The sequence below is a fragment of the Aliiroseovarius conchicola genome (assembly GCF_041403445.1).
In the GTDB taxonomy this organism is placed as follows: Bacteria; Pseudomonadota; Alphaproteobacteria; order Rhodobacterales; family Rhodobacteraceae; genus Aliiroseovarius; species Aliiroseovarius conchicola.
In genome coordinates this window covers 1-22,116 of sequence record NZ_JBGEHL010000021.1, presented here as the reverse complement: position 1 = coordinate 22,116, position 22,116 = coordinate 1, and the positions used below count along the sequence as shown (strand labels likewise).

16 protein-coding genes are annotated in these 22,116 nt (G+C 51.8%); 12 read left to right on the top strand and 4 right to left on the bottom strand.

Annotated elements, in window-relative coordinates:
• The first annotated feature begins 155 nt into the window (after positions 1-155).
• The 7 genes from V6N04_RS18015 to V6N04_RS17985 all read left to right on the top strand — a co-directional run bounded on the left by V6N04_RS18015 (position 156) and on the right by V6N04_RS17985 (position 10,997).
• Positions 156-1,205 (top strand): hypothetical protein, encoded by a 1,050-nt coding sequence (locus tag V6N04_RS18015; protein WP_371171581.1) that lies wholly within the window; start codon positions 156-158, stop codon positions 1,203-1,205.
• Positions 1,206-2,355: 1,150 nt separating this feature from the next.
• Positions 2,356-5,082 (top strand): phospholipase D-like domain-containing protein, encoded by a 2,727-nt coding sequence (locus tag V6N04_RS18010; RefSeq protein WP_371171580.1) that lies wholly within the window; start codon positions 2,356-2,358, stop codon positions 5,080-5,082.
• Between the two features lie 196 nt (positions 5,083-5,278).
• The gene (locus V6N04_RS18005) at positions 5,279-6,325 is read left to right on the top strand and encodes a ribonuclease T2 family protein (RefSeq protein WP_371171579.1); all 1,047 of its coding nucleotides are present in this window, start codon (positions 5,279-5,281) and stop codon (positions 6,323-6,325) included.
• Positions 6,326-6,558: 233 nt separating this feature from the next.
• Positions 6,559-7,491 (top strand): tyrosine-type recombinase/integrase, encoded by a 933-nt coding sequence (locus V6N04_RS18000; RefSeq protein WP_371171578.1) that lies wholly within the window; start codon positions 6,559-6,561, stop codon positions 7,489-7,491.
• Positions 7,492-7,663: 172 nt separating this feature from the next.
• Positions 7,664-7,969, top strand: a complete 306-nt coding sequence (locus tag V6N04_RS17995; protein ID WP_371171577.1) for a hypothetical protein — start codon at positions 7,664-7,666, stop codon at positions 7,967-7,969.
• A 14-nt stretch (positions 7,970-7,983) separates the two neighbouring features.
• Positions 7,984-9,849, top strand: coding sequence for a hypothetical protein (locus V6N04_RS17990; protein WP_371171576.1), 1,866 nt, complete (start codon positions 7,984-7,986; stop codon positions 9,847-9,849).
• A 308-nt stretch (positions 9,850-10,157) separates the two neighbouring features.
• Complete coding sequence (locus tag V6N04_RS17985) at positions 10,158-10,997, top strand: hypothetical protein (RefSeq protein WP_371171575.1); 840 nt, start codon at positions 10,158-10,160, stop codon at positions 10,995-10,997.
• 114 nt (positions 10,998-11,111) lie between these two features.
• On the opposite strand, the gene V6N04_RS17980 is transcribed toward V6N04_RS17985, so the two are convergent.
• Together V6N04_RS17980 and V6N04_RS17975 are read right to left on the bottom strand one after the other, a co-directional pair.
• A complete protein-coding gene (locus tag V6N04_RS17980) occupies positions 11,112-12,137 on the bottom strand; it encodes a nucleotidyl transferase AbiEii/AbiGii toxin family protein (protein WP_371171574.1) in 1,026 nt (341 codons plus the stop codon).
• A complete protein-coding gene (locus V6N04_RS17975; protein ID WP_371171573.1) occupies positions 12,137-12,730 on the bottom strand; it encodes a DUF6088 family protein in 594 nt (197 codons plus the stop codon). The genes V6N04_RS17980 and V6N04_RS17975 overlap by 1 nt, the downstream gene beginning before the upstream one ends.
• 310 nt (positions 12,731-13,040) lie before the next feature.
• Here V6N04_RS17975 and V6N04_RS17970 point away from each other — a divergent pair, with 310 nt between their 5' ends.
• From V6N04_RS17970 to V6N04_RS17950, 5 genes are read left to right on the top strand one after another with little or no spacing between them, the layout of a single operon-like run.
• The gene (locus tag V6N04_RS17970; protein WP_371171572.1) at positions 13,041-14,981 is read left to right on the top strand and encodes an HAD hydrolase family protein; all 1,941 of its coding nucleotides are present in this window, start codon (positions 13,041-13,043) and stop codon (positions 14,979-14,981) included.
• A complete protein-coding gene (locus V6N04_RS17965) occupies positions 14,978-16,114 on the top strand; it encodes a phosphoribosyltransferase-like protein (protein WP_371171571.1) in 1,137 nt (378 codons plus the stop codon). The genes V6N04_RS17970 and V6N04_RS17965 overlap by 4 nt, the downstream gene beginning before the upstream one ends.
• Before the next feature lie 9 nt (positions 16,115-16,123).
• Positions 16,124-18,037 carry an ORC-CDC6 family AAA ATPase gene (locus V6N04_RS17960; RefSeq protein ID WP_371171570.1) on the top strand — a complete coding sequence of 638 codons (1,914 nt, stop codon included), beginning with the start codon at positions 16,124-16,126 and terminating at the stop codon, positions 18,035-18,037.
• 13 nt (positions 18,038-18,050) lie between these two features.
• Positions 18,051-19,154, top strand: a complete 1,104-nt coding sequence (locus tag V6N04_RS17955; RefSeq protein ID WP_371171569.1) for a hypothetical protein — start codon at positions 18,051-18,053, stop codon at positions 19,152-19,154.
• Positions 19,151-20,224 (top strand): PfkB family carbohydrate kinase, encoded by a 1,074-nt coding sequence (locus V6N04_RS17950; protein WP_371171568.1) that lies wholly within the window; start codon positions 19,151-19,153, stop codon positions 20,222-20,224. The genes V6N04_RS17955 and V6N04_RS17950 overlap by 4 nt, the downstream gene beginning before the upstream one ends.
• A gap of 103 nt (positions 20,225-20,327) precedes the next feature.
• Here V6N04_RS17950 and scpB read toward each other — a convergent pair whose 3' ends face one another.
• Positions 20,328-20,960, bottom strand: a complete 633-nt coding sequence (gene scpB / locus V6N04_RS17945; protein ID WP_371171567.1) for an SMC-Scp complex subunit ScpB — start codon at positions 20,958-20,960, stop codon at positions 20,328-20,330.
• Positions 20,957-21,919, bottom strand: coding sequence for a DUF1403 family protein (locus tag V6N04_RS17940; RefSeq protein WP_371171566.1), 963 nt, complete (start codon positions 21,917-21,919; stop codon positions 20,957-20,959). The genes scpB and V6N04_RS17940 overlap by 4 nt, the downstream gene beginning before the upstream one ends.
• Positions 21,920-22,116 lie beyond the last annotated feature (197 nt).

Below are 22,116 nucleotides of genomic sequence, written 5' to 3'. Positions count from 1 at the left end.
CGCACATTCCCGCGCTGGACTGGCAAGTAGGGCTGGATCAGCGCGTATTGATTTTCTGTTATCTCATTCATAACAGATACCTAGCATCAAATAGCACTAAGTAATAGTGTTAACAGGCCCTAGAAGAGAATGAGCGACAAGCGCGACAGACGGCAGTGGATATCGAAGCTCGATCGTCATGGTTTGCGGTATTCACCGCGAATATCGGCGAAGCCATAACACGCGCCTTCGATCTGACTTTCGACACCTTGGTTCGGCGCGATGAAATGCCGACGGCGCCGTCAGCTGATACTCTGTTCTCCCAGAATAGCGGATCGGTAACGCACGATCAGAGGTTAGAATACCTGTCCCTGCATGGGATCGATGGTGAGCGTTTCTCACTTTCCCAAAATCTCATTGATCTTGTCAAAACCGTTTTCGGGGAAATCAGGGATCTAGCCAAACGCTGGAAAGCGCAGAGTGTCGAGTTAGTCGAGGCGCGCCGAAGCGCCTGGGATCTTGAGCAACGAGTTCAGGACACCCAGCGGGCGCTTTCAGCAGCACAAGATCAACTTGACAGCGCACGTAAGAAAACCGCTGAAGCACAGGAACTGGCAACGCGCGCCTATGACGATCACGCCGAGCTATCCTATGAGTACACAAAGCTCGATCAGGCGCTTGAGCCTATCCGCCCTGCCTACAGTGCGTTGCAAGCTTGGCTTGCTGACATTCAGAAGGCCGTTCCAAACGGTCAGGACCACCACCTCGCAGAGCGATGGATTGGTAATTGGCTCAATGATGCTCCACAAGGAGCAGTTGAGTTGTATAAGCTCACTTTTCGTCTGCAAAATCCCGACTACAGGACCGAACTACTCCGGCGTGTGAATTTAGATGTCTCGCCTGATCCGAATTTCTCATCCGACATTCGCACACGTTGGGATGAGATCGCCTCCCTTTCTGTTCAAGATCAACGCGAACTGGTTTTGGCGATGCGCGACATGAACTATGAGCGCAAAATACCGCGTTCTGGTCGAAAAGAAGCAGAAACGGCACTTGCCCATGAGATTGCCAAGATGCGTGAAGCAAAGTCAGATAAGCCAATCCCCCCGCTCGCCAGGCAGTTCCTTGATCTCCCCGAGAGCGCACAGGAGAAAATCGGTGAGGCTATTGAGGCGCAGGACAAGTATAAGAAACAAGCTAAACACAGTGCGGGTCCGTCGATGTAAGTTCGAAACAGCGTTCCAATGTCTACCAGATTATGCAAATCCCAGATTGCCGTTGACCGTGACGTGCAGGCGATCGGAAGCTAATGTCAGCGTCGAGTACGCTCCAGAATGTCAATCAACAATCTGGCAAACACAGACGCCTGATTTCAAAAAGCTAGCTTGAACAGACTCTAGATCCCCTAAGCTCGATCTCAAACGCAATGCGAGACACTGTTATCCCAGAAATTACCACTATCCCGAACAGAGCACTAAACCCCAACAACCGAAATAATGGCAACCTATGTCTATGTTTCAAAGCATAAAAGTCTATGAGGTTTAGTGCGGCATAGATTCCTACCAAACCATTCCAGATCCATAAACCGACACCGAGAGTGATAAACGTAACTCCGGACAACTTATCAGCCCAGTCATTTGTACATTTGAGCGTAAGAACCCCGGTGATAAAAAGTGCCGACGCTGCGGCAAATACCGATATATACACCGCCACCTTGTTAATGCGGGTTCCATCTAGCATTGGTCCGTATCGCCTGCGAAAGTCTCTACTCTTTGCTACGGTTTTGGGATTCCATTGACGTTTCACAATTGCACTACCTGTTAATCCTACCGACGTGAGCTGAGTAGAGCAATTTCTCGGCATTTGCTATTTTAAAGCGCCTGAGTTTTCCAAACCGGGTGGAGCATCGTAGTTGCCAGTCTTCGCCTAGTCCAATGGAACCGACCAAGAGGTGGCACTACCTTTCTGGCACCGCGAATTGTCCAGATTGAATTGCCACAATGCACTCTAAAGACCCGCCAATCAATAAGGAGGAACGATATTTCCTAGTTATCGTTACTTCAGTTACACGTTCAACATTGCTGAGCCGAGTTGGGCAATCAAGACCGGATCCACCCACTAACCCGCACAACTCCACTTTTAGCCCTTGCCTCGCCGCGTTCTAAAGCTGATCATCCAACATCAATGACTTAGAATCTCAGCTTTCCAGTCGGACTATGAATTCTGCCAGCCCGTCTGAGAAGAGACTTAATTCAAAACTAACCGCTTTCAGTCGAGCAGTCTTTGTTGTCGCCAAACCGAAGTAATACTCAGGCAGTGTCGAGATTAAGGCGATGTTGCTGTATGATTTTGTCAGAGTATTTTGTGGGGGATTAAATGGAACCGCTTACAAAGGATCAACTTAAGCGCATTTCAAATGCGTATCATGAATTAGTTGAAATACACCCAGAGCTTAGGGTTGAGCAGTTCTTCTCTGAATCGGCTTCCATCAAACCGATGAGCAAGAAGTTCGAAGGCCAGCTACGCACCATTGTCAATGAGTCGCTCCCGCAAGAATCAGACGTGGGTGTTACCCGCATGGTGCAGGAATTGGTTGCACTCTCACAGGGACGGCCTGCAATTCTGATTAGCGAAGATGACTTTGATTTGACTGCTCATGAGACACTTCCCGATGTTCTCAAGAATCTACTTACTGAGAATCGAAACCTTATCAAGACGGCAATTCGAGGTGTTGGTCGCATCGAGGTGGCAAATCATCCGAACAGATCTTGGGTTGGAACTGGTTTCATCCTAGCAGCCCCTGATGGCCGTGACATCGTAGTCACTAACCGCCACGTTGCGATAGAGTTCGCCTATCGCCGGAACGATGGCAATTATCAATTTGTTGATGGCTTATTGAGTGGAAGCCAAGTTACCTCGACTTTGGACATCAAGGAGGAAGCAAGTTCGATTGCAGGAGATACCTCTATGTCGATTCCAATTGTCGAGGTTCTGCACATCGAGGATAGCCCGGGCCCTGATCTTGCTTTCTTGCGACTTGCAGTTTCATCAGATCGACCAGATGTGTCTCGCCTCGAGCTGGCTTCAGAAGTTGAAGAACGAACTCCATCTGCAGTTATTGGCTATCCAGCGAAAGACACTCGAGAAACGGACCTCAATGTAGTTTTGGATCTACTGGGGGATGTTTACAACAAGAAGCGTTTGGCACCAGGCGTACTAAAGTCGATTTCAGGAACCAGTGTATCGCACGACTGCTCGACACTCGGCGGAAATTCAGGATCGCCTTTGGTTGATCTACGATCTGGCAATGTATTGGGCCTGCACTACGGCGGCACATTTCCAAATCCGATCAACTACGCCGTCTCAGCAACAACGCTCGCCGAGAAATTGGACCAGTTAGCAACGCGGACAAGACCTGCCAGACCGACTGACGAAAGCGCAACCAACGAAGGACACGCCATGAATAACAAAACAAATCAGAACGGAGGTCGAAAAGTTACCGTAGAAGTTCCTTTGCGTATAACTGTTGAACTGGGAGAAGCTTCCACGGGTGAAGCCAACCAAAATCCCCTACCCATAGACGCTGCAGTTCATGACGCCTCCAGCGCCTACTCGTCCATGCCTGGTATCGTCAACGTGCGGGGCGGCAGGCTTCTAACAAACGGCAAATTTTCTGATGAACGGGCCATCGTTCTTTCACTGGATTACACTGCTGATGGAAGCGAAGAGACGATTGCCAAGATTCCCGAGACTTATGGTGGATATGCGGTTCAAGTCCGGCCAGCAACGGCTGAAGAAATCCTCAGAGCCTACGGATACACTGCGTTTGAGTCTGTTCCGCGGATTCGGTACGAAGAACCGGAAGACCTTTCGCTTGATCTTGTCGAGGAAGACATGGCCGCCGTTTTCCATGTCAGCCCTGATGCTGGCTGGCCAACTCTGCAAGAATTTCTCTCCGAAACACAGAAGTCTCTCACAATCGGACTATACAACTTTGCTACTGACCATGTCAGGAATGCCGTGGAACAGGCGGTGGGTACTGCGCCAAGAACGCTCGATTTGGTCCTTGGTGATGCCAGTATAGACAGGGAGCACACCGACTCTTTTGAAAGAGAACTAGTCAGGCATTTTAGCGACATGATGGGTGAGCGCTTCAGATACGAGCTCGCCGATGGGCGACGGCGTTTGTTCGCTGGGCACTATCATACAAAGGTAGCTGTCAGAGACAGCAGCGCATTCTGGCTTTCAAGCGGAAACTGGGAGCCGTCGAACCAGCCAGAAGTTGATCCTATTGCTGACAATGAAACGGGATTTTCGCTGTTAAGAAACAAGAACCGCGAGTGGCATGCGGTTATCGAGAACGTAGCACTCGCAAAGATGCTTGAAGACTATATCAAGTATGATCTTGAATCTTATCGTGAACTCCGCAGATCAATCCGCGAAGCGACCCCTGCTGAACTTCCTCCGATGGTCTTGGTTCCAATCTCTGCAAGTATTGAAGAGCGTACTCCGCGCCAAGCAACTTACTTTGCTCCTCTCAGGGTTGAAAAGCGACTTCGTATTCAGCCGTTAATGACTCCAGACAACTTCATCGAACATGTTCAGTCCTTGGTCGAGTCAGCCACTCAGTCGGTCGAACTGCAAAATCAAACGGTGAAATGGCGGGATCGTAATGTCGATCCACGCTTTGAAAGACTGATGAAAACGCTGCTCGAGAAACATCGTGATGGCGTCGATGTCAGATTTATTCTCCGAAGCGACTATTCGCCCGAGATGAAGGAGATGTTGATTGATCAAGGATTTGAAGCGGATCAAATTCGGTTGCTCAGCCGATGCCATACCAAGGGTTTGATTGTCGATAGTGAACGCGTCTTGCTTGGCAGCCACAATCTCAGTGAATACGGTGCGATCGCAAATCGCGATGCCAGCCTTATCGTCGACGATGTTGAGGTTGCAAGTTACTTCAGAAAGATCTTCCAGTTTGATTGGGACCGGGCGTCGCGGCGCGTCAGGGAAACGCCCATAGGCATGTCCATTCATCGCGTAGGAGAACCGGTGCCAGAAGGCTACGAACTGGTCCCATTGGCTGAATTTGGGCTATGATAAGTGTAGCTTCCTCCTCATGAGACAATAACCTCTGCGCGTCTGAAGCATCTGAATGAAAGAACTTGAACTGCCCCACATGCTCGACCGCGGGATCACTCCTATGATGGATTCGATCGTGGTAAGAGAAAAGCAATTGGAGGCTTGTCGCATTTCTCAACGATGTTGAGCATGTAAATTGAAGCTGGAGATTAGAATGAAGAATGGATTTTTAGCCGCGCTAAGCATTTGCTTTGCGACTATTTTGTTTGTCCCGGAGATAAGGGCTCAAGTATCCGTAGAGGGCATCTTTGAGGCGCAGAAGGTCTGCCCAGCTAACAAACGATTGGCGAGCGACAACCCAGGCAATATCATGACCGTGATCGGTCAAAAATATAAGGTGGTCGGCAAGAATAAGGAGGAAGCAACACATTATCTGATTGTTGTTCCTGGCGCAGAGGTCACCGACCGCCGCTGGGTAGATGTGGTCTGCGGGACAGCAGATTTATCCTCAGGTACAACGGACGGTGACGGCGCCCAGCAACAGCCCATCACACCAGATTCCATTGAGAACGTTCTCGCTGCAAGCTGGCAGCCAACCTTTTGCGCAACAGAACGGGGTCAGTCGAAGACTGAATGCCAGACGCAGACTGCAGACCGGCCCGATGCGCGGCAGTTTTCGATCCATGGTCTTTGGCCCGACGATCTCGATGATACGAGTATCTTTCCCTGCTACTGTGACAATGGCCCACCTGTATCCTGCCGCCGAAGCCTGCCACGTGTCACCACACTAAACATTTCGACACCCTTACGCGATCGGCTCGATGTTTTGATGCCTGGCACGCAGTCAGGGTTGCATCTGCATGAGTGGTCCAAACACGGAACCTGCTATGAGGATTTCAATTCCGGGGATGATATCGGATCTGACCCGGATGAGTATTTTCTCGACACAATAACGGTTATCGAACAGTTAAATGAAAGTTCGGTGGGTACTCTTTTTGTTGATCGTCTGGGGGAGTTTGTCACATTTGCTGAATTGCAAGAAGCATTTGATGCTGCTTTTGGAGAAGGTGCTGGCGATCGCGTAGTCATGAACTGCCAGCGCATTGACGGTGAGAATGCCGTGTCTGAACTCTGGATCGGTCTGGCTGGTGAGATCACACCCGATAGTGATCTAAGAGCGTTGATACTCGCGGCGCCAACGACGGACAACTCAACAACCAGAAGGTCCTGTCAACGAGGCGTTGTCTTGAGGGTGCAATGAACCGCGTTGTGTGTCACTTATGAAAGGCAAGGCAATCAAGACCGCACGCAAATCATGATTGGGCACTCGGAAGATACTTGGCTGCGGGCATCTTATCTGCAAACGGCTAGCGCGTATCCGAAAGTTGGATTTGACAATAGTGGGTCCCATTATCATTACCGCTTGAGCAGCAGAGATTTCGACAAATTCAATAGCTGTGATGGGCTACCTGGACACCTCAACAGGAGTCCAACATGCCACCTCTCGATCACACAGCGTTCGTCAATGCGTGCCGCGATGAACGCGGCGTCGGCCACCAAACACTGCGGGCCTATGCCCAGGATCTCCGGACCTTCGCGCGCTTCACCAAAGCGCACCAGCTCACGGAGCGGCTGTGGAAAGACGACATCCTCGCCTACCATCGCCACCTGCGCGATGAGTTGGACGCCAAGCCGGCGACCATCGAGCGACGACTTGTAACGCTCAAGTCGTACTTTGCCTGGCGCGCAGAGCGGAACAGCGCCCTGCCCTCTCCATTTACGGACGTCCGTATCTCGGTCCGGATTCCGCGACGCCTGCCGCGCCCTATCGAACGGGACAGGATGAAAACCATCTTGCAGTCGGAACCCGGGCTGGCCAATGCACGGCCCGCAGATCAGGTCGTCACAATCCTAATGATCAAGCTACTCATAGTGACCGGTCTCCGGATCAGCGAGCTTACCAATTTGAAAGTCCGCGATGTCACTGCCGACGCATCCCAAATGATCGTGCGCGGCAAAGGCAACAAGGAGCGGATCGTCTTTGTGCCCAACGAGGAACTGCAAGACGCGTTTCGACGGTATTGCATGAACCGCGCCAAGCACGGTTCCCTGCAATCGCCACTCTTCCTGAACGCGGTTGGTCGTCGGCTTCGGTCGCAAACCTTTCGAAAGCGACTACGTGTGCTATCGCATCGCTTGGGGATCGCGCCTCACCTGACTCCGCACCGGTTTCGGCACTCAGCCGCGACGATGCTGATCGAGGAAGGCATCGACATCCGGACGGTGCAGGCGCTGCTTGGGCATGCCAACCTCAAGACGACCGAGATCTACGTGAGGGTTTCGAGCCATGCACTGCGGCGCCCGTTGGAGCGGGCAGACATTCTGAGATCGCTAGAATCGCCGCCGCCTATGGATCAGTTCTTTTGAACTTGTTCACGCTACAATTAACTAGGAGTGCATGCGTGCCAGCCGCACCGCATTTCTCCCAAAAAGCGAGTCGGAAAGCCTCTATGGAGGGGAATATTGCAAGATTTGGTAGCTAAATTCTCGGATTTTTTCACTCTACTGGGACATAATTTGCAAATATGTCATGAATTTCATGACAATTCTTGACTCTATTACTTGCAGTAGCTATCTGAAATTCAACGCAATGAGTGAAAGAGTTGGTGAACATATGACTCAAAGCAATGATAAACGAGAGAAATTCATACGTTTGGCTGAAGGGCGCACGCAGTCTGCGCTTGATGCTATTCGGAAACTTGGAAATCTGTCGAACGGCAGAGCATATGAATATGACGACGCCGATGTGAAAAAAATCATCAAGGCTCTTCGAGATGCGATAAGCGACGTCGAAAGAAAATTTGGCTCATCTTCGGCAGATACCGCCGACAAATTTAAACTGTAGGGGGGGCCAAATCTATGAAGGCAGAACCACTTAACATTCATGACAAGCGCTTTTTGATCAACCGACTGATCGAACAGGCCCCGGTAGACACACTGGTGCGTGAGTTCTTTAAGAACGCCGACGAAAGCGCGTGCAGTGCAAGTGCTGGCAATCGCCGCATCGAGATTTATCCCACGATAATTGAAGACGTGCGTAAGCTAACCTTTTGGAACACCGGCGTTGGCATGGACGACAAAGAGCTGAAACAGGCGACCGATCTATCTTCATCCGTTAACAAGGAGATGTCTTTGGATGGCAATTTCGGGATCGGAGCAAAAGTCTCTGGCTTGACTATGTCGCGCGAAGGTATCCGCTACCGCTCGTGTAAGGATGGCATCGTGAACGAAGTTGTAATCGGCTATGACCCAGATGAAGGCACTTACGTTCGGTTTCCAGCAGAGCTGCCAGACGGAAGTTTCGACACGGTTTATGATGTCTCAGATGTTGCGAGAGAAGACGGACAAGCCACGAATTTCGATTGGACCGAAGTAGTGTTGCTCGGCCAATGCGAAGATCACGACACTGTCGCTGAACCGTTGGGCAAAGGGAAAAGCTTAGATCGTAGCTATATTCCATCGGCCATCTTCCGACGGTTTGCGCGGTTTGGAGAGGGCGTGGAAGTCCGAGTTGATGTCGCAATGACAAAGGGTGGCGGCAAAGGAGAAACCGGCCGCACACGGCGGTTGAAGACACTCAAAGAAGTAATCGGTGAATTGCCCAATCACGAACGGATCGAAGCTCCCGGAGGAGAGTTAACGATCCACTACATTCATGATCCCAAACATGAGCGCCACAGCCACACACTGAGCGCGCTTGCCAACCCAGCGACGAGCTCCACCACGTTTTGTGCGCTTGTCCACAAGGGAGAGCGGTACGACATCAAATCGAAGAAGGCATGGTCTGCTGCTGCGCCGAATTTCGGCATCCCCTTCGGCTCCAAAGTCCTCACGGTTGAAATTGAACTCATCGACAGTTTGGCATTGCCGAACCAGTATCGGGATGGACTTACTTGGCCAGATGATCGGTCCGCGATGCGTGCCGAAGACTTTGATGCCTATGTCCGCGAACTCATGCCCGACTGGGTCAAAGACGTGATACGGTCTGAATCGCCAACATCTGATGATAATTTGGACGATCTGCAAAGCGACCTTCAGAAATTGCTGGATGAGTTTCGTGTCCCCACTGCGACCTTGAGTTCTTCGCGGCGCAAGTCGGCTTTGGTGACTGAGGGCGCAGCTGAAGGCAGCGACACGTCGGACCCTGTCGATTTAGACACTGATTTCCCCGAGACTGGCGAGGATCACGGCGAAAACCACACTGGCCCCGACCCAAGCAAAAGTCAGCGTGCTAAACATAAGAAGGTGCGCAAGGCTCCCGAAGGGTCAAAGCTCTCTCGCTCAGCAAAGTCGCTGGAACGTGTGCCAGAGATCAAGATTCTGACTGATGCGGAAGAGATCGCCGAAAAGAACCTGAAAGGCCGTGCCGGACGGTTTTATAAAGACGCCCAAACTCTGTTCGTAAATGGCCTTTATTCAGCCTCTGAGCGAATGGCCGTTGAGTTGGACGCGGAACTGCGGACATTGGGCGAGCCGGAGGTGGTGCGTTCCGCTATCCTCAAAGCCTCCCGGAAGTTTATGGCTTTCCGTGTTGGCAAGGCAACCTGCTACGCCATCAGCAAACGTCTTTCAGACGACTGGTCTAGTGATGACCTGGATCGTGCCACATCTCCAGAGTCTCTGTCGCTTGCTGCGGATGATTACAAACAGAGCATCTCTCAGGCAAAGCGCTATGCTAAGGAACTGATTAAGACGGCAGATGTGCCGGAAGAGAATGCAGCGTAGGACCGCTCCGATCACAAACCCTAAATTGTTTCCGCATCGAACGACTTGCGTAAGCTCTTGAGAAAAGGCTTTCGCGATCAAAATAGCATCAGTTTCGAACGATGCCCCTGTTGGGACTAATCTTGCGTGGTTCATTCGACAACTGGCAATTATCGCAGCTTAATCGCTGAGCCCCAGCCGCAGCTCAAAGTGTCGATGATGCGAAGCATACCTTCCATGCTGACGTTCCTCTGACCTCTTGGGCTTGCCAGATAATACAGCATGAGCGGAAATGCCTGAACAGCTACTCGGCTAACAAAGGATGAGTTATGACTGATTTCGAAAACGACCCCGATTATGAACAGTGCCTAGTCACTTTCTTTGACGTATTGGGTTTCCGGAATCTCCTTAACACGAGAAGTGGAGCAGAGATTAGGCGTTTGCTTTCGACGTTTCGCCGAGTGTCCGAAGGAGATGCTACCGCACCGACCCGATCCGACGAAATGCGGATGATCAGCGAAGTCCATGCGGAAATCGTTTCTGACGCGATCGTCAGAACCAGAACTATTGAAACCCAGTACCAAGCAGGCCCACTGGTCTGGGAGATCATTGACCTCTTGCATATCCAAATCGAATGTGTGGCGAACGGTATATTGGTGCGTGGCGCCATGGCGATCGGTCCCATGCATCTCGGTATTGATTTTAGCGGACCGGTATTTGGGCCTGCACTCGTTCAAGCCTACTTCATGGAAGAAGGCGAGGTCATCTTCCCGCGCATTGCGGTCCATGAAGATGTGATTGAACACCACCGGCAGGATAGAACGCTTTGGCGGGAAGGGCATTCCTACATTGATGAAAGGCGGCACTTGAACAATCTGCTGCGCCAAGACGAGTCAGGCCTTCACTACATTGACTATCTGCGAGCTAGCCTCGGTGAAATCGACGGCGAATACGCCGGCTGGATTGAGTTCCTGAATCGGCATAAGACGCTAGTCGAGAATGGTCTCGCTGAGAGCCCGAATGCGACAGTCCGGAGAAAATATAGCTGGCTCAAGAATTATCACAACGCGGTTATAGACGAGAATCTGGCCAACTTGGAGCCGGGCACGATGGCCGAAGATGGAGAGCCCTCGGAACAACTATTCGAAGAACTCAGGATCGAACCCTAGTGCCAAGTCGCCTCTATGCTACGATCAGATTTCCACTAGGAACCAGAGCCATTCAGTTGGCGTCTCCGACCACGCCGGGGATGTTGGTAGGATTTTCAGTTAGTGGGCGCACCATCACCCCTTCTGCGCATTAGCACGGTCCTGAAGTACAGCAAGGCGCTTCATTAAGTCATCAAACGAGATCGCGTCTGACTGGAACAGTCCGGCATCAATCATCTCGCCGTAGTCTTCTTTCAATGCGTCGAGGGGTGCGTTGGTTGGCACAAGACTGAGGGATCCGGTCACCGCAACTTGGTAATTAATGATGGTGCCGCCGCTGTCAGTTTCTCGAAAGAAATGCCGCTTGTGTTCGGCGACGTCATTCGCGAGAGCCCGGTCATTTAGTGCACTTTCAGCGATGCCAATCTGATCTAGACAGTTCAGGTCATACCAATGTCGGGCATATCGATCACCGCCCCGGAACGCACCACGAAGGCAATAGGCATGTATGGCTGTCGCTTTCTCCCAGAACGTCCGTTCGGCGTTCATTACACGAGGCTGCGCTTCAGGTAGGACCAGTCCTTCAATCGCGTCGGCCAAATCACATCTGACAACATGGCGCTCTGCGGGCTCGCCTGTTGAACGCGCACCAAATTCCAAGAGGACTGTTGGCCGTACATATCCCGTGCCGCTTCGAACGGCCCGGTAGTCGAGATAGAGTTTGTCTTCTTCGAGACGAAGTTTTGCTCCAGTTCCATCGTTGTCTATTCGACTTTCAAGAAGCGGAACGGCGTTGTCTTTGATCCATCCCGACAATCGGCCTTGCACTGCCTCTGTCCACTTCTTCGCTTGGGATCGGTTGGGAGGATAGGGCTTGTCCGGATCATCGATAAGATCGGGAATGATTTTCCTGATATCGTAGGTGACGTCGACATCTTCGGAGAACCGGTCAATCGCCTTGTAGACTTTGGACAGGGACGTACCTCCCTTGAAAACCAAGCTCTCGCCAAGTGCGCTGTCAAAGAGAGCGTTCAGCGCCCAGACAACCCAGATATCCTTTTCCAGTAGATCGGCGGGCCGCCCCAGTTTTGAGGCGGCTGTTTCCAAAGCTTCAACCTTGTCTTTATCAGACAGCGAGAAATAGTCAGGTGTCTCTACCATTACGCCGCCGCAAGAACGCTGAGCTCTTTGGCAAGCCAGGTTGGCGTGCCCCCCCGTAAAGCAAAGAGTTCATTTCGCTCATCTTCGCTAAGCTGCGATCTAAGCCGATGCAAAACCTGCCTCGCTTCCGACTTGCCATAATATGCCATTGCCCTGAGCGCGTGCCCTGCCCTGCTTTGCGGCGCACGCAACTGCCAGTTTGGTACATGGTGTAGTTCGACACTTTGCGCACCCAATTTGAGATGGCGGCTAGGGCCGGATGTCCAATACACCCGCCGGGTCGGGTTCTGTGTGCTTAACCCAAGCATATTGGCTGCCGACGCGCCGCTTGCGGAGACCGTTTCACCCGTGCTTTGCACGATATGTTCGACGACGGCCTCAACCGACGGCGCCCGTTCGCCAAAGCGTGTTTTGACGGGCAGCGCAAACAAGCCCCGCTTGACGCGCATGAGCTCGCCCCGCCGGACGAGCCGAGATAACGCCTGATCGACAGCTGCACGCTCTCCTAAGTGCAACAGTTCCTTCGCAGAAATCGTCGCGCCTTCGGGCAAATTGGCGGCAAATGCCGTGATGGATTCAGCGGTCGTGTTCATTGCATACTCCTGGTGTCAGAAACATATATGCTTTTCTGACACTTTGCAAGTCCGCCCCTCTGGCTTAAGCAAAATTCCGGGCCATTGCGTTCTGTGGCAATATGTACGCGGCATCGCGTCTGACCCGCATCGCTAGCGCGAACCTCTTTTGGGGAAACGACGTATCTTCAGCGCGGTAGGCACGGTTTCTTCTTTCCCTTTTTTCGCCAATGTGCAAAAAAACGAGAGCTGACAACGATCAAGTTTTGAGGTATGTTCTCTTTTTGTTCGCTTTTCATTGCGGCAATTTGATTGGGAGATCTACCGTACCATGGCAAAACCGTATGCATCTGAAATGGACCAACTCGGTTCGACACTGGACTGGATTTGCCGCACTGACATATCCGGCTTACAGAACTCACTGCGGACATCGTGTAGTCTACCAATGGTCGCTATTGGGTCGGGCGGCTCGTTATCTGCAGCATATGGTTTGGCTGGCAAGCATCGGCAGTATGCCAAGAAGATCTCCGCAGTATCCACACCGTTAGAAATCGTTCGTGAGCCGATTGAAAGACAAAGTACCAATTGGCTGCTTAGCGCAGGTGGACGAAATGTAGACATTCTGGCTGCGGTAAAAGCCTTGATCGCGCGCGAACCGTCACATCTGGTGGTGATGACAGGGAGGGATGACACAAAACTGACTGAAATATGCAGAGCTCATCCGTTTGTTGATCTCCATATTTTTCCGCCGCCGGCAGGGAAAGACGGGTTCTTAGCGACCAATTCTCTGTTCGGCTTCAGTGGATTGATTGAACGTGCGTATGCAGCCCTCTTCCAAAAAACTGAGTCCTGGAACAATACGGCCGATATTCTTAGAAGAACAATTCTGACGCCTAGTGACAGTCGGCCTCGATTAAAGGAACGAACCGACGCCTTATGGCAGCGCTCGACTACTGTTGTACTTTATGGGCCGTCTACGAGCCTTGGCGCTATTGATTTGGAATCGAAATTCACTGAAGCAGCATTGGGTTCAATTCAGCTCGCTGATTTTCGCAACTTCGCCCATGGTCGCCATCATTGGTTGGCGAAACGCGGCAACGATTCAGGCGTACTTGCTTTGGTCGCGCCGGAAGACAAGAAGCTAGCCGAAAAAACACTCGCGCTACTGCCGGACGACATTCCACAAGTCGCAATCGATTTGCCAGGCGATGGTTCGGCGGGTTTGGCCTCCTTGCTGGCGGCATTTGAGCTGACTGGTCTTGCTGGAACTGCTCATGGCATCGATCCTGGTCGGCCAGGAGTTCCAATGTTTGGGCGCCATCTATACCGGTTAAGGCCACCTCGAGAAACAACAGCCAAACCTTCGCATGGGCTATCGCCTCGAGACGTAGTTGCAATAGAGCGCAAGTCGGCAAGTGCCATAGAATGGTTAGAAAAAGCTGGTAAGCTGAGTTATTGGCAGCAAAAATTGGCCCTGTTTCGCGATAGTATTCTCGCCGAAAACTTTCAAGCTATCGTACTTGATTATGACGGAACCATCGTCGAAACACGTTCAAGGAGAGACCCGCCAAATGAAAGGATTCTGCAAAAACTCTTAGAGATGCTCGAAGCGGATATCTGGATTTGTTTTGCAACCGGGAGAGGCAAGTCCGTCAGAATCGCCCTACAGAGTGTAATCCCAACACAACATTGGGAGAAGGTATTGATCGGGTATTACAACGGAGCTGAAATTGGATCGTTAAAAGACGATCTTGTCCCAGATGGTAATCCGACGGCTGGTGAAGCTCTTCAGAAAGCGGCCAAAGTATTGAAGACGGATGAACAGTTGATCGATCTTTCCGAGCAGGAGGTTCGAAAATTCCAGGTAACGTTGACCAGTAAGGGCAATACTGATCCAGAGCATTTATTTAGTCGTGTGATGGAGTTACTGGCACGGGCAAGATTGAACGACGTAAATGTAGTGCGGTCCGGCCATTCTATCGACATCTTGTCGCCCACCGTATCAAAAACAAACGTTGCTCATGCGCTGAGAAAAAGGAGAGGTGCTGTTTCCATACTGTCGATTGGCGACAGTGCGGGGTTGAACGGTAACGATCAGGATCTGCTGGCTGAACCGTTTTCGCTTGGCGTCGACAAAATCAACTCTGATCCCGCCACATGTTGGAATCTCGGCTCCAGAGGGCAACGCGGACCTGAGATTTTGGTCGAGTATCTAGACGCTATTGAGTGTATCGACGGCGCTTTCAAATTCCGAAAGGGAGCTTTGAAATGAACCAAGACCTCGCACTTAAAGTCATGGGCGAAATCATGCGTTGGGACGATGATGAGGCACGCAAGGAGTTTCGTTGGCTCAAACTCATGGCTCGTCTCAAATATGACGGTTACCGAGACTTTCAGGCGGGCATGCGCTTTATTGAAAGCTTGGCGACGTGGCTGCAACAGTTTGATCAAGATGAACGTAAGGTCGCATATACATTCGTCAAAGAACGAATGGTTTATGTTGGCCCCGGTGAGGTGCGTCGACTGGTCGAACAGTTCTTTCCGAACACCATTCGACAACGAATTGTTAAGACTGTCGCCGATGATCTCGGTATTAAACCCTACACTGTTCTGACTGACCCAAAGGCCATATCCGCAATTGAGCGCTTGCGTAGACAGACCCTTGTTTTGGGCCTCAGTGATGGTGCGAGAATGGACATTGTCCGACATTCAAATGTTGGCCGTCTGAGTAACGAGCAGCTCGTTCTTGCGCCGCAGATCGACACCGAAAAATGGAAGGACCTTCTGGAGAGTCTGCGCGAGGACTTGAAAGATCAAGACGCTCTCTTCCGGATCATCTATCTTGTCGATGATTTTGCCGGAACCGGTACGTCATTCCTGAGGTTCAACGACAAGAAGAAAAAGTGGTCTGGTAAGCTCACGCGCTTTCGCACTTCGCTATTCAACGCAATCAAAGACGAAGACGTTGGGAACATAGTATCCCCCGATTGGCAGTTGTGCGCCCATCATTACATGGCGACGTCTGATGCAAAGGCCAAAATGACGGACAGCGAGTTGGCCGCGAGAAAGTCCATGAAAGGCGACGGATGGCCCAAGGAGGTTCATTTGTCATTTGCGACTGTGTTTGACGAGAAGTTGCCGATTGTTCCTGGCAAGGATGATGCATTTATTGCCTTGGCGAACAAATACTATGATCCCATTATCGAAACCAAACACACTGCAGTGGGAGGAGTTCAGCATCTTGGGCTCGGGTATGGAGGATGTGCGCTGCCCGTAGTCCTCGAACACAATACACCTAACAACTCTGCAGCTCTGCTTTGGGCTGAAACCTCTGGCGGTGATCGGGAGGGCGTTGACGTACCAGCAATGCGTCCGCTCTTTCGCCGTCGGCAAAGGCACGTGTGAGGTTAGAAATTGGCAAACCCATTTGAAAAAAGAGCATCTGAATATCGTCGCGACGATGAAGCGTTTCTGCCACTTGTGACGCCAGATCCACTCATTACTTTCTTCAAAAAACATGCCGACGACGGCAAGCTATATGACCAGCTGTCGGTCATCATTGGAGCTCCCGGAAGCGGTAAGACGACGATCGCGCGGCTGTACCAGTACTCCACTCTGAAAACGCTTCTGCAACACGAGAGCCAAACCAACTTCAAACCACTGGTTGATACGCTCACACAATGTGGTGCGATCAAGAACAGAGAACCTGTGCTACTTGGCGGTAGAGTTCCCTTAGAGTCTGAGTATCGGGATTTCTGGGAATTTCCCTACCCCGAAGATTTAAAATGCAAACTGATGTTTGCGCTGATTCAAAGTAGGACCGTTCTTTCGTGGATCAGCAATCTGGTGAGTACCGGGGTTTCGCTTGATCAGATTTCAATAGTGCCGCGCGGTGATGCTATCGCCGCACTAGCTGCAATTGGAGGAAAAAACGGAACCTCTTTGTTCGACAAGGCTCGCGCTATTGAAGAACAGATATACAATATCTCGGCCGCACTTCTTCCGCCATCGATTGATGATATCGATGATGAGGCTGCGGCGGCCTATCACCCATTTGACGTCATTGAGCATTTCAAAATCAAGATAGGTGAAGAGGAAACAATACTCCGTCCATTGGTGATATTTGATGATGCACATAGCCTCCATCCGGAACAGTTCACAGCATTTAGACAATGGCTTGCCCGGCGGGAATTGAAGATTTCGCGGTGGGTTCTAACGCGTATGGATGCTCTTTCACCGGCAGACGTTCTATTGGCGCAGGGTGAAACCAATACCAAACGCCCTGGCCTTAAGAATGCGCGCGAACTCACTGTTATCTGGATGCAGAGCCAAGATGATCGCTTTAGCAAGCGCAAAGCTTTTCGGAAGATGGCAAAGGGAATGGCAACCCGGTATCTGAGGCAGATGGACGTGTTTTCGAGACGGGGCATTCAGGATCTTACGGATTTTATTTCGACACGTCCGGATATGATAGCGCCGAGCAAGCTTGAAACGTTGGCAAGCTCAGTAGACAGCATTCAGCAGAGAAATGGGATAACGAATGCGCGTCGTGAGTCACTCGAAAAACTTGTTGCCAATTACTTATCCAGTACTGGGCTGGAAGGCGAAGACGTCGCCCAGGCAATGCTTTCGATCCTATTCCATCGGTATCTGAAGCGGATCCCACAGAAAGGCCTCTTCGACCATCAAGATCAGGATGTCGAACCAAACAGGCCTATCAAAGTCGATGGTGGCATCGCGGATGGCGCGAAAGTCCGGCTGCTTCACGATTTTGGTCGGCCATATTACTACGACATTGATGCCCTTTGCGATGCAAGTTCGGAGAATGCAGAGCAGTTTCTTCATCTCGCATCAACCTTGGTGACACAAGCCGAAACGCAGCTGATCCGCGAGAAACCGGCTTCGTTGACCAGCAGGGTTCAAAATCGACTCTTGCGTGAGAAGGCTGGGCAAATCTACCGCGAATGGGACTTTCCGCACAGTCAGCAAGTTGCAATACTCGCTGAAGGCATAGCTCAACAATGCATTGCGAAAACGTTGGAGGGCAATGCATCGTTGGGAGGCGGTGCTGGCGCGGGAGCGTTTGGCATACCCCAAGAGGAATTTGACGAAATACCAAAAAAATATGAGGAACTTGCCCGGATCTTGAAATTTGGTGCGGCCTACAACGCGTTCGTGTTGGTTCAAAACCACAGCACGAAAAACCGCATGTGGTGTCAGATTGAATTAAGTGGCGTTTTGAGAGTGCATTTTGGACTTTCACAGACCAGAGGCGGTTTTTTGGAACGTACAACAGACGATCTTTTGTCGATGTTGAAATCAAGTTGACGGGAGCAAGCTGTTGAGGTGGGACCAGTGTATTGCCAATTTCGGGCTGGAAGTAGCTAACTTTGCGAATGACTATTTTGCCGAAGAAGAACGCAACGTTCTACTTATTGCCGGTGCGGGTTTTGATCCCAGATCAAAGATTGTCGCGACATGCCTTGTTGATGCAGGCACAAATATCGAAGCCGTGCTGATCAAGGAAATACGTCCAGAACCGAGCCAGGACTTGGTCGATCTTGCTGACAACAACAAGACGGACTTGGAAGAACTTCTGACAAAGCACAAGCTTGTCGAGATCGAAATTTTCGGTTCCGACAACGCCGTGATCGGCGGACGCAATGTCGTGAATGCTCTTAACGCCCTTAGCTACGACGAATACACGGATGTCGTTGTGGACATCAGTGCGCTGTCAATAGGGACGAGCTTTCCCGCCATTCGATATTTCATTGAACGTATTGAAGCGAATATGCAGCCTTCGAACCTTCATGTATTTGTCACTCACAACCCGTCACTAGATACTGGCATAACGCTCATCCCGAGCGACTCGCCTGGATATATTCATGGTTTTCGGGGCGGTACATCGCTGGACAGCTCCTCAGGAGCGGCAAAGCTTTGGCTACCGCAACTGGTATCTGGGCGCAGGGCGGCACTGAATTCGCTGCACGGATATCTTGAGCCTCACGATACCTGCCCGATTGTTCCTTTTCCCGCCGCAAACCCACGACAAGTTGATATTCTGGCCGAAGAATATATCACAGAACTCGAAAATGCCTGGTCAGTCGATACTCGAAATTTAGTGTATGCAGATGAATCTAACCCTTTGGATTTATACAGAACTATACTAAGGCTGCATGATCTAAGGCGGCTTGTGTTTCAGGATATCGGCGGCTCGTTGATGATACTTTCGCCATTGGGAAGTAAAATTATGGCGATCGGTGCCTTGCTGGCGGCCATGGAAAGGAACCTACCCGTCGCATATTTGGAAGCCATCGGGTACAATATGAAAAGCGGACCACCGCAGGAGCCAGTAGATCACAAGCTTGTTCACCTTTGGCTGGAAGGCGATGCCTACCCCCAGCCTCGACCAAAATTAAAGAAAAACGGAAGCGTCAAAAAATGAAAACTTCAAACCCTCCACAGGCTTTTGGCGCCGGCCTGATCGCTCTGGATCTCATCCTTGGAGCAGATCCAGAAGGCCCAGTTAAATCCTGGACGGGAGGTACATGTGGCAACGTTTTATCGATTCTCGCTTTCCTCGGTTGGAAGTCATATCCAATAGCACGCATGAATGGTGATGCTGCTTCAGAGCGCGTGCTGACGGATATGCAAAGGTGGGGTGTTCAGCTGGACTTTGCTAAATGTGAACCGCAAGGTGATACGCCTATTATTGTTCAACAGATAAAGCCGGACCGTAACGGCAATCCAAGTCATCGGTTCTTGTGGGCATGCCCATCATGCGGCAAGCATCTTCCCCGTTTCAAGGCAGTGACCCAAGCGGCGATCGAAGTTGTTTCACCGCACATGAGCGGTGCTTCAGTTTTCTTCATGGACAGATTGTCCCGTGCCATGCTGACGATGGCAAAAGACGCATCGGATAGCGGCGCTGTGGTAGTGTTTGAACCTTCCGCCAAATCGGATCCAAAACACTTTGCCGAAGCCATAAAAATCGCTCATGTTTTGAAATATGCCGATCAGCGCTTGGCTGACGCAGGTGACGTAATAAGCAACGAAACGTCAGTTATTCTTGAGATTCAGACGCTTGGAGAACAAGGATTGCGTTATCGCTCAAAGTCAGGCAATCGGCCTCTGCCATGGAAACAAATGAACGCATTCAAAACTCCTCGGCTTGAAGACACATGCGGATCAGGAGATTGGTGCACTGCAGGCCTAATCAACAAACTCGCATCCGGTGGATTGGAGGTTTTTGACAATCATGGTCCTGATGAGTTTGCAGATGCTTTAACATATGGGCAGAGCTTGGCCGCTTGGAATTGTGGATTCGAAGGTGCTCGGGGTGGAATGTATTCAATGTCGTTCGAGGAATTTGAACAGCAGGTAACTGACATCCTGAATGGTGAGGTTTACACTGCGCCTAACAAACCAATTCTTAAAGAAGTCGAAGAGATAGTAAGTTGCCCTGCTTGTGCGTCACAGCCTGCAACCGTTCTAGGAATGGAAAACCATCTCTGACAAGTGTCGATCGGTGCGGCGGGAGCAGGCTCAACAACATGATTTTTGGAAGCCAAAGGCATGTAAGTTGGAAGCGATCCCGACCGATTGAAAGTGAGAAGCCTCAAATCTGTGCCGCCTGGGCCTCCTCATCTGCGGTTCCAACAGCCAAATCCAGCTCAGGCAAGTCCCGCAGTGTCTGCAAATCAAACGCCGTCAGAAACACTTCCGTCGTCACGAATGTATGCGGCGCGCCGGCTCGCGGCGACCGTGGCCCGCTGGCGATCAGGTCCTTGAACCGGAGCCGCGCCAACAGATCGCGACTGACCTCCTTGCCGAAGATGTCCTTCAATCCCGCCCGGTCGATCGGTTGATGATAGGCGATGGCGCAGAGCACGCCCATTTCCATCTCGGTGAAGGCGAGAGACTGGTCTCCCAAATCGGCCGCGGCCTTGATCGCGTCGGCGAACTGGGTCTTGGTCCGGAACATCCAACCACCAGCGACCTGAGCCAGCTCATAGGGCCGGCCGACCAACTCGGCCTGGATGTCGTCAATCAGCATTTCGACCGAGGCCCCCTGCCCCACTACGCGCGCCAGGTCCTCGCGTCCGACCGGCGACGCGCTTGCAAATAGCACCGCCTCGATCCGACCCATCCATTCGCGCCAGCGCAGCTCCTGCGGAAGCTCCTCGATCTCCCGATCGAAAACCGCGCCGGCCTCGGCCTTCGGTTTTGGTTTCCGTGTCGCGGTCGTCATGGCGCAATCCCGTAGAGCCGGAACGTGGGCCGCCCGGTTAACTCGCGTGCGACATCCAGTTCGACCAATCGGTCACAAAACCGCCGCGCTGCGCGGTCGGTCATGGAGATGGTGGTGCCCTGAATCATTGGCGAGAGAATGGTTGACGGAGCGACTGCATCGTCAGACAGGAATAGAGCGACGGCCGCCGCCGATCCTTTTGCGCGGAGTTTCGGGGCGACGGCTTGGAGCGCCGCTGCCCTGGATGCGAGTTCGCGCGCCAGTCGGATCGTGTCTTCGATGGACTCGAGGATGCGCCGTTGAACAACCAAGTCAGCCCCCTGCTCCTCCGCAACCAGGTCCCGCAACATCGCCTTACTGAGACGCCGTGCGGTGACCGGCAGCACCGTTGGCCAATTCAGGAAACGCACCAGCGCAACATCTGAGAGCAGGCAGGCTATCCGCTCTGCCCTGTCATCCACCTCGAGAACCGCGCGCATCACCGAGGCACAGCCAGCCAACGGCCCGTGGATTTGGCTGCGGGCAGCTGCCGATTGAAGCCAGCCGTCGACTTCCATCTCAAGGTCGGGCCTTACAAGCGCTTTGAACGCCGCTTGCCAATCGCGCCCGATCAACCGTAGTCTTACGCACTCCCGCCAGAACGCCAACAGATCGCCGTCCGGGCCCCGCGCCTCGCCGGATGGCGTCAGATGATAGGCGTCGCGAATATCCGCCTCCCGTGCCATGCGCCCTTCCAGCTTCGAGGTCGCCGTTGCGGCGGTCAGCGCCAGCCGGTTGGCGAGCAGTTTCATTGGCACGCCGTGTCTCGGATCGGGCACCAAGGCATTCAATACCGTCAATGCTGCCCCTGACCGAAAGGCCACAGTTTCAGGGGTTTCTGCACGACCAGAGGTGACCCAGCCGGGGAATTTCGGTAGGGTCGTCTGGTCGTTGTCGATAGTTGCGGGCTGATATGTCATGCCACAACACTAGTCTCTCGCGGCGCTTTTGGCCACAATATAGTGTATAAACCGCCCCGCTTTACTGCTCTCAGCTACGTCCAATAAGTTTGCATTATCGGACATATCGGGGTAGGCTCAGAAACATGAGCGAAACACCCAAAAATCAGCCTCCAGACGCCGAGAAACCGAGCTCAGCACCCATTGATACGTCGGAT

Excerpts from the sequence above, each read along its gene's own strand:
- V6N04_RS17950 (WP_371171568.1), top strand. The coding sequence starts at position 19,151 with ATGAAAACTTCAAACCCTCCACAGGCTTTTGGCGCCGGCCTGATCGCT.
- V6N04_RS17975 (WP_371171573.1), bottom strand. The coding sequence starts at position 12,730 with ATGAACACGACCGCTGAATCCATCACGGCATTTGCCGCCAATTTGCCC.
- V6N04_RS18010 (WP_371171580.1), top strand. The coding sequence starts at position 2,356 with ATGGAACCGCTTACAAAGGATCAACTTAAGCGCATTTCAAATGCGTAT.
- V6N04_RS17995 (WP_371171577.1), top strand. The coding sequence starts at position 7,664 with ATGACAATTCTTGACTCTATTACTTGCAGTAGCTATCTGAAATTCAAC.
- V6N04_RS17980 (WP_371171574.1), bottom strand. The coding sequence starts at position 12,137 with ATGGTAGAGACACCTGACTATTTCTCGCTGTCTGATAAAGACAAGGTT.
- scpB (WP_371171567.1), bottom strand. The coding sequence starts at position 20,960 with ATGACGACCGCGACACGGAAACCAAAACCGAAGGCCGAGGCCGGCGCG.
- V6N04_RS17990 (WP_371171576.1), top strand. The coding sequence starts at position 7,984 with ATGAAGGCAGAACCACTTAACATTCATGACAAGCGCTTTTTGATCAAC.
- V6N04_RS18005 (WP_371171579.1), top strand. The coding sequence starts at position 5,279 with ATGAAGAATGGATTTTTAGCCGCGCTAAGCATTTGCTTTGCGACTATT.
- V6N04_RS17940 (WP_371171566.1), bottom strand. The coding sequence starts at position 21,919 with ATGACATATCAGCCCGCAACTATCGACAACGACCAGACGACCCTACCG.
- V6N04_RS17965 (WP_371171571.1), top strand. The coding sequence starts at position 14,978 with ATGAACCAAGACCTCGCACTTAAAGTCATGGGCGAAATCATGCGTTGG.
- V6N04_RS17985 (WP_371171575.1), top strand. The coding sequence starts at position 10,158 with ATGACTGATTTCGAAAACGACCCCGATTATGAACAGTGCCTAGTCACT.
- V6N04_RS17970 (WP_371171572.1), top strand. The coding sequence starts at position 13,041 with ATGGCAAAACCGTATGCATCTGAAATGGACCAACTCGGTTCGACACTG.
- V6N04_RS18000 (WP_371171578.1), top strand. The coding sequence starts at position 6,559 with ATGCCACCTCTCGATCACACAGCGTTCGTCAATGCGTGCCGCGATGAA.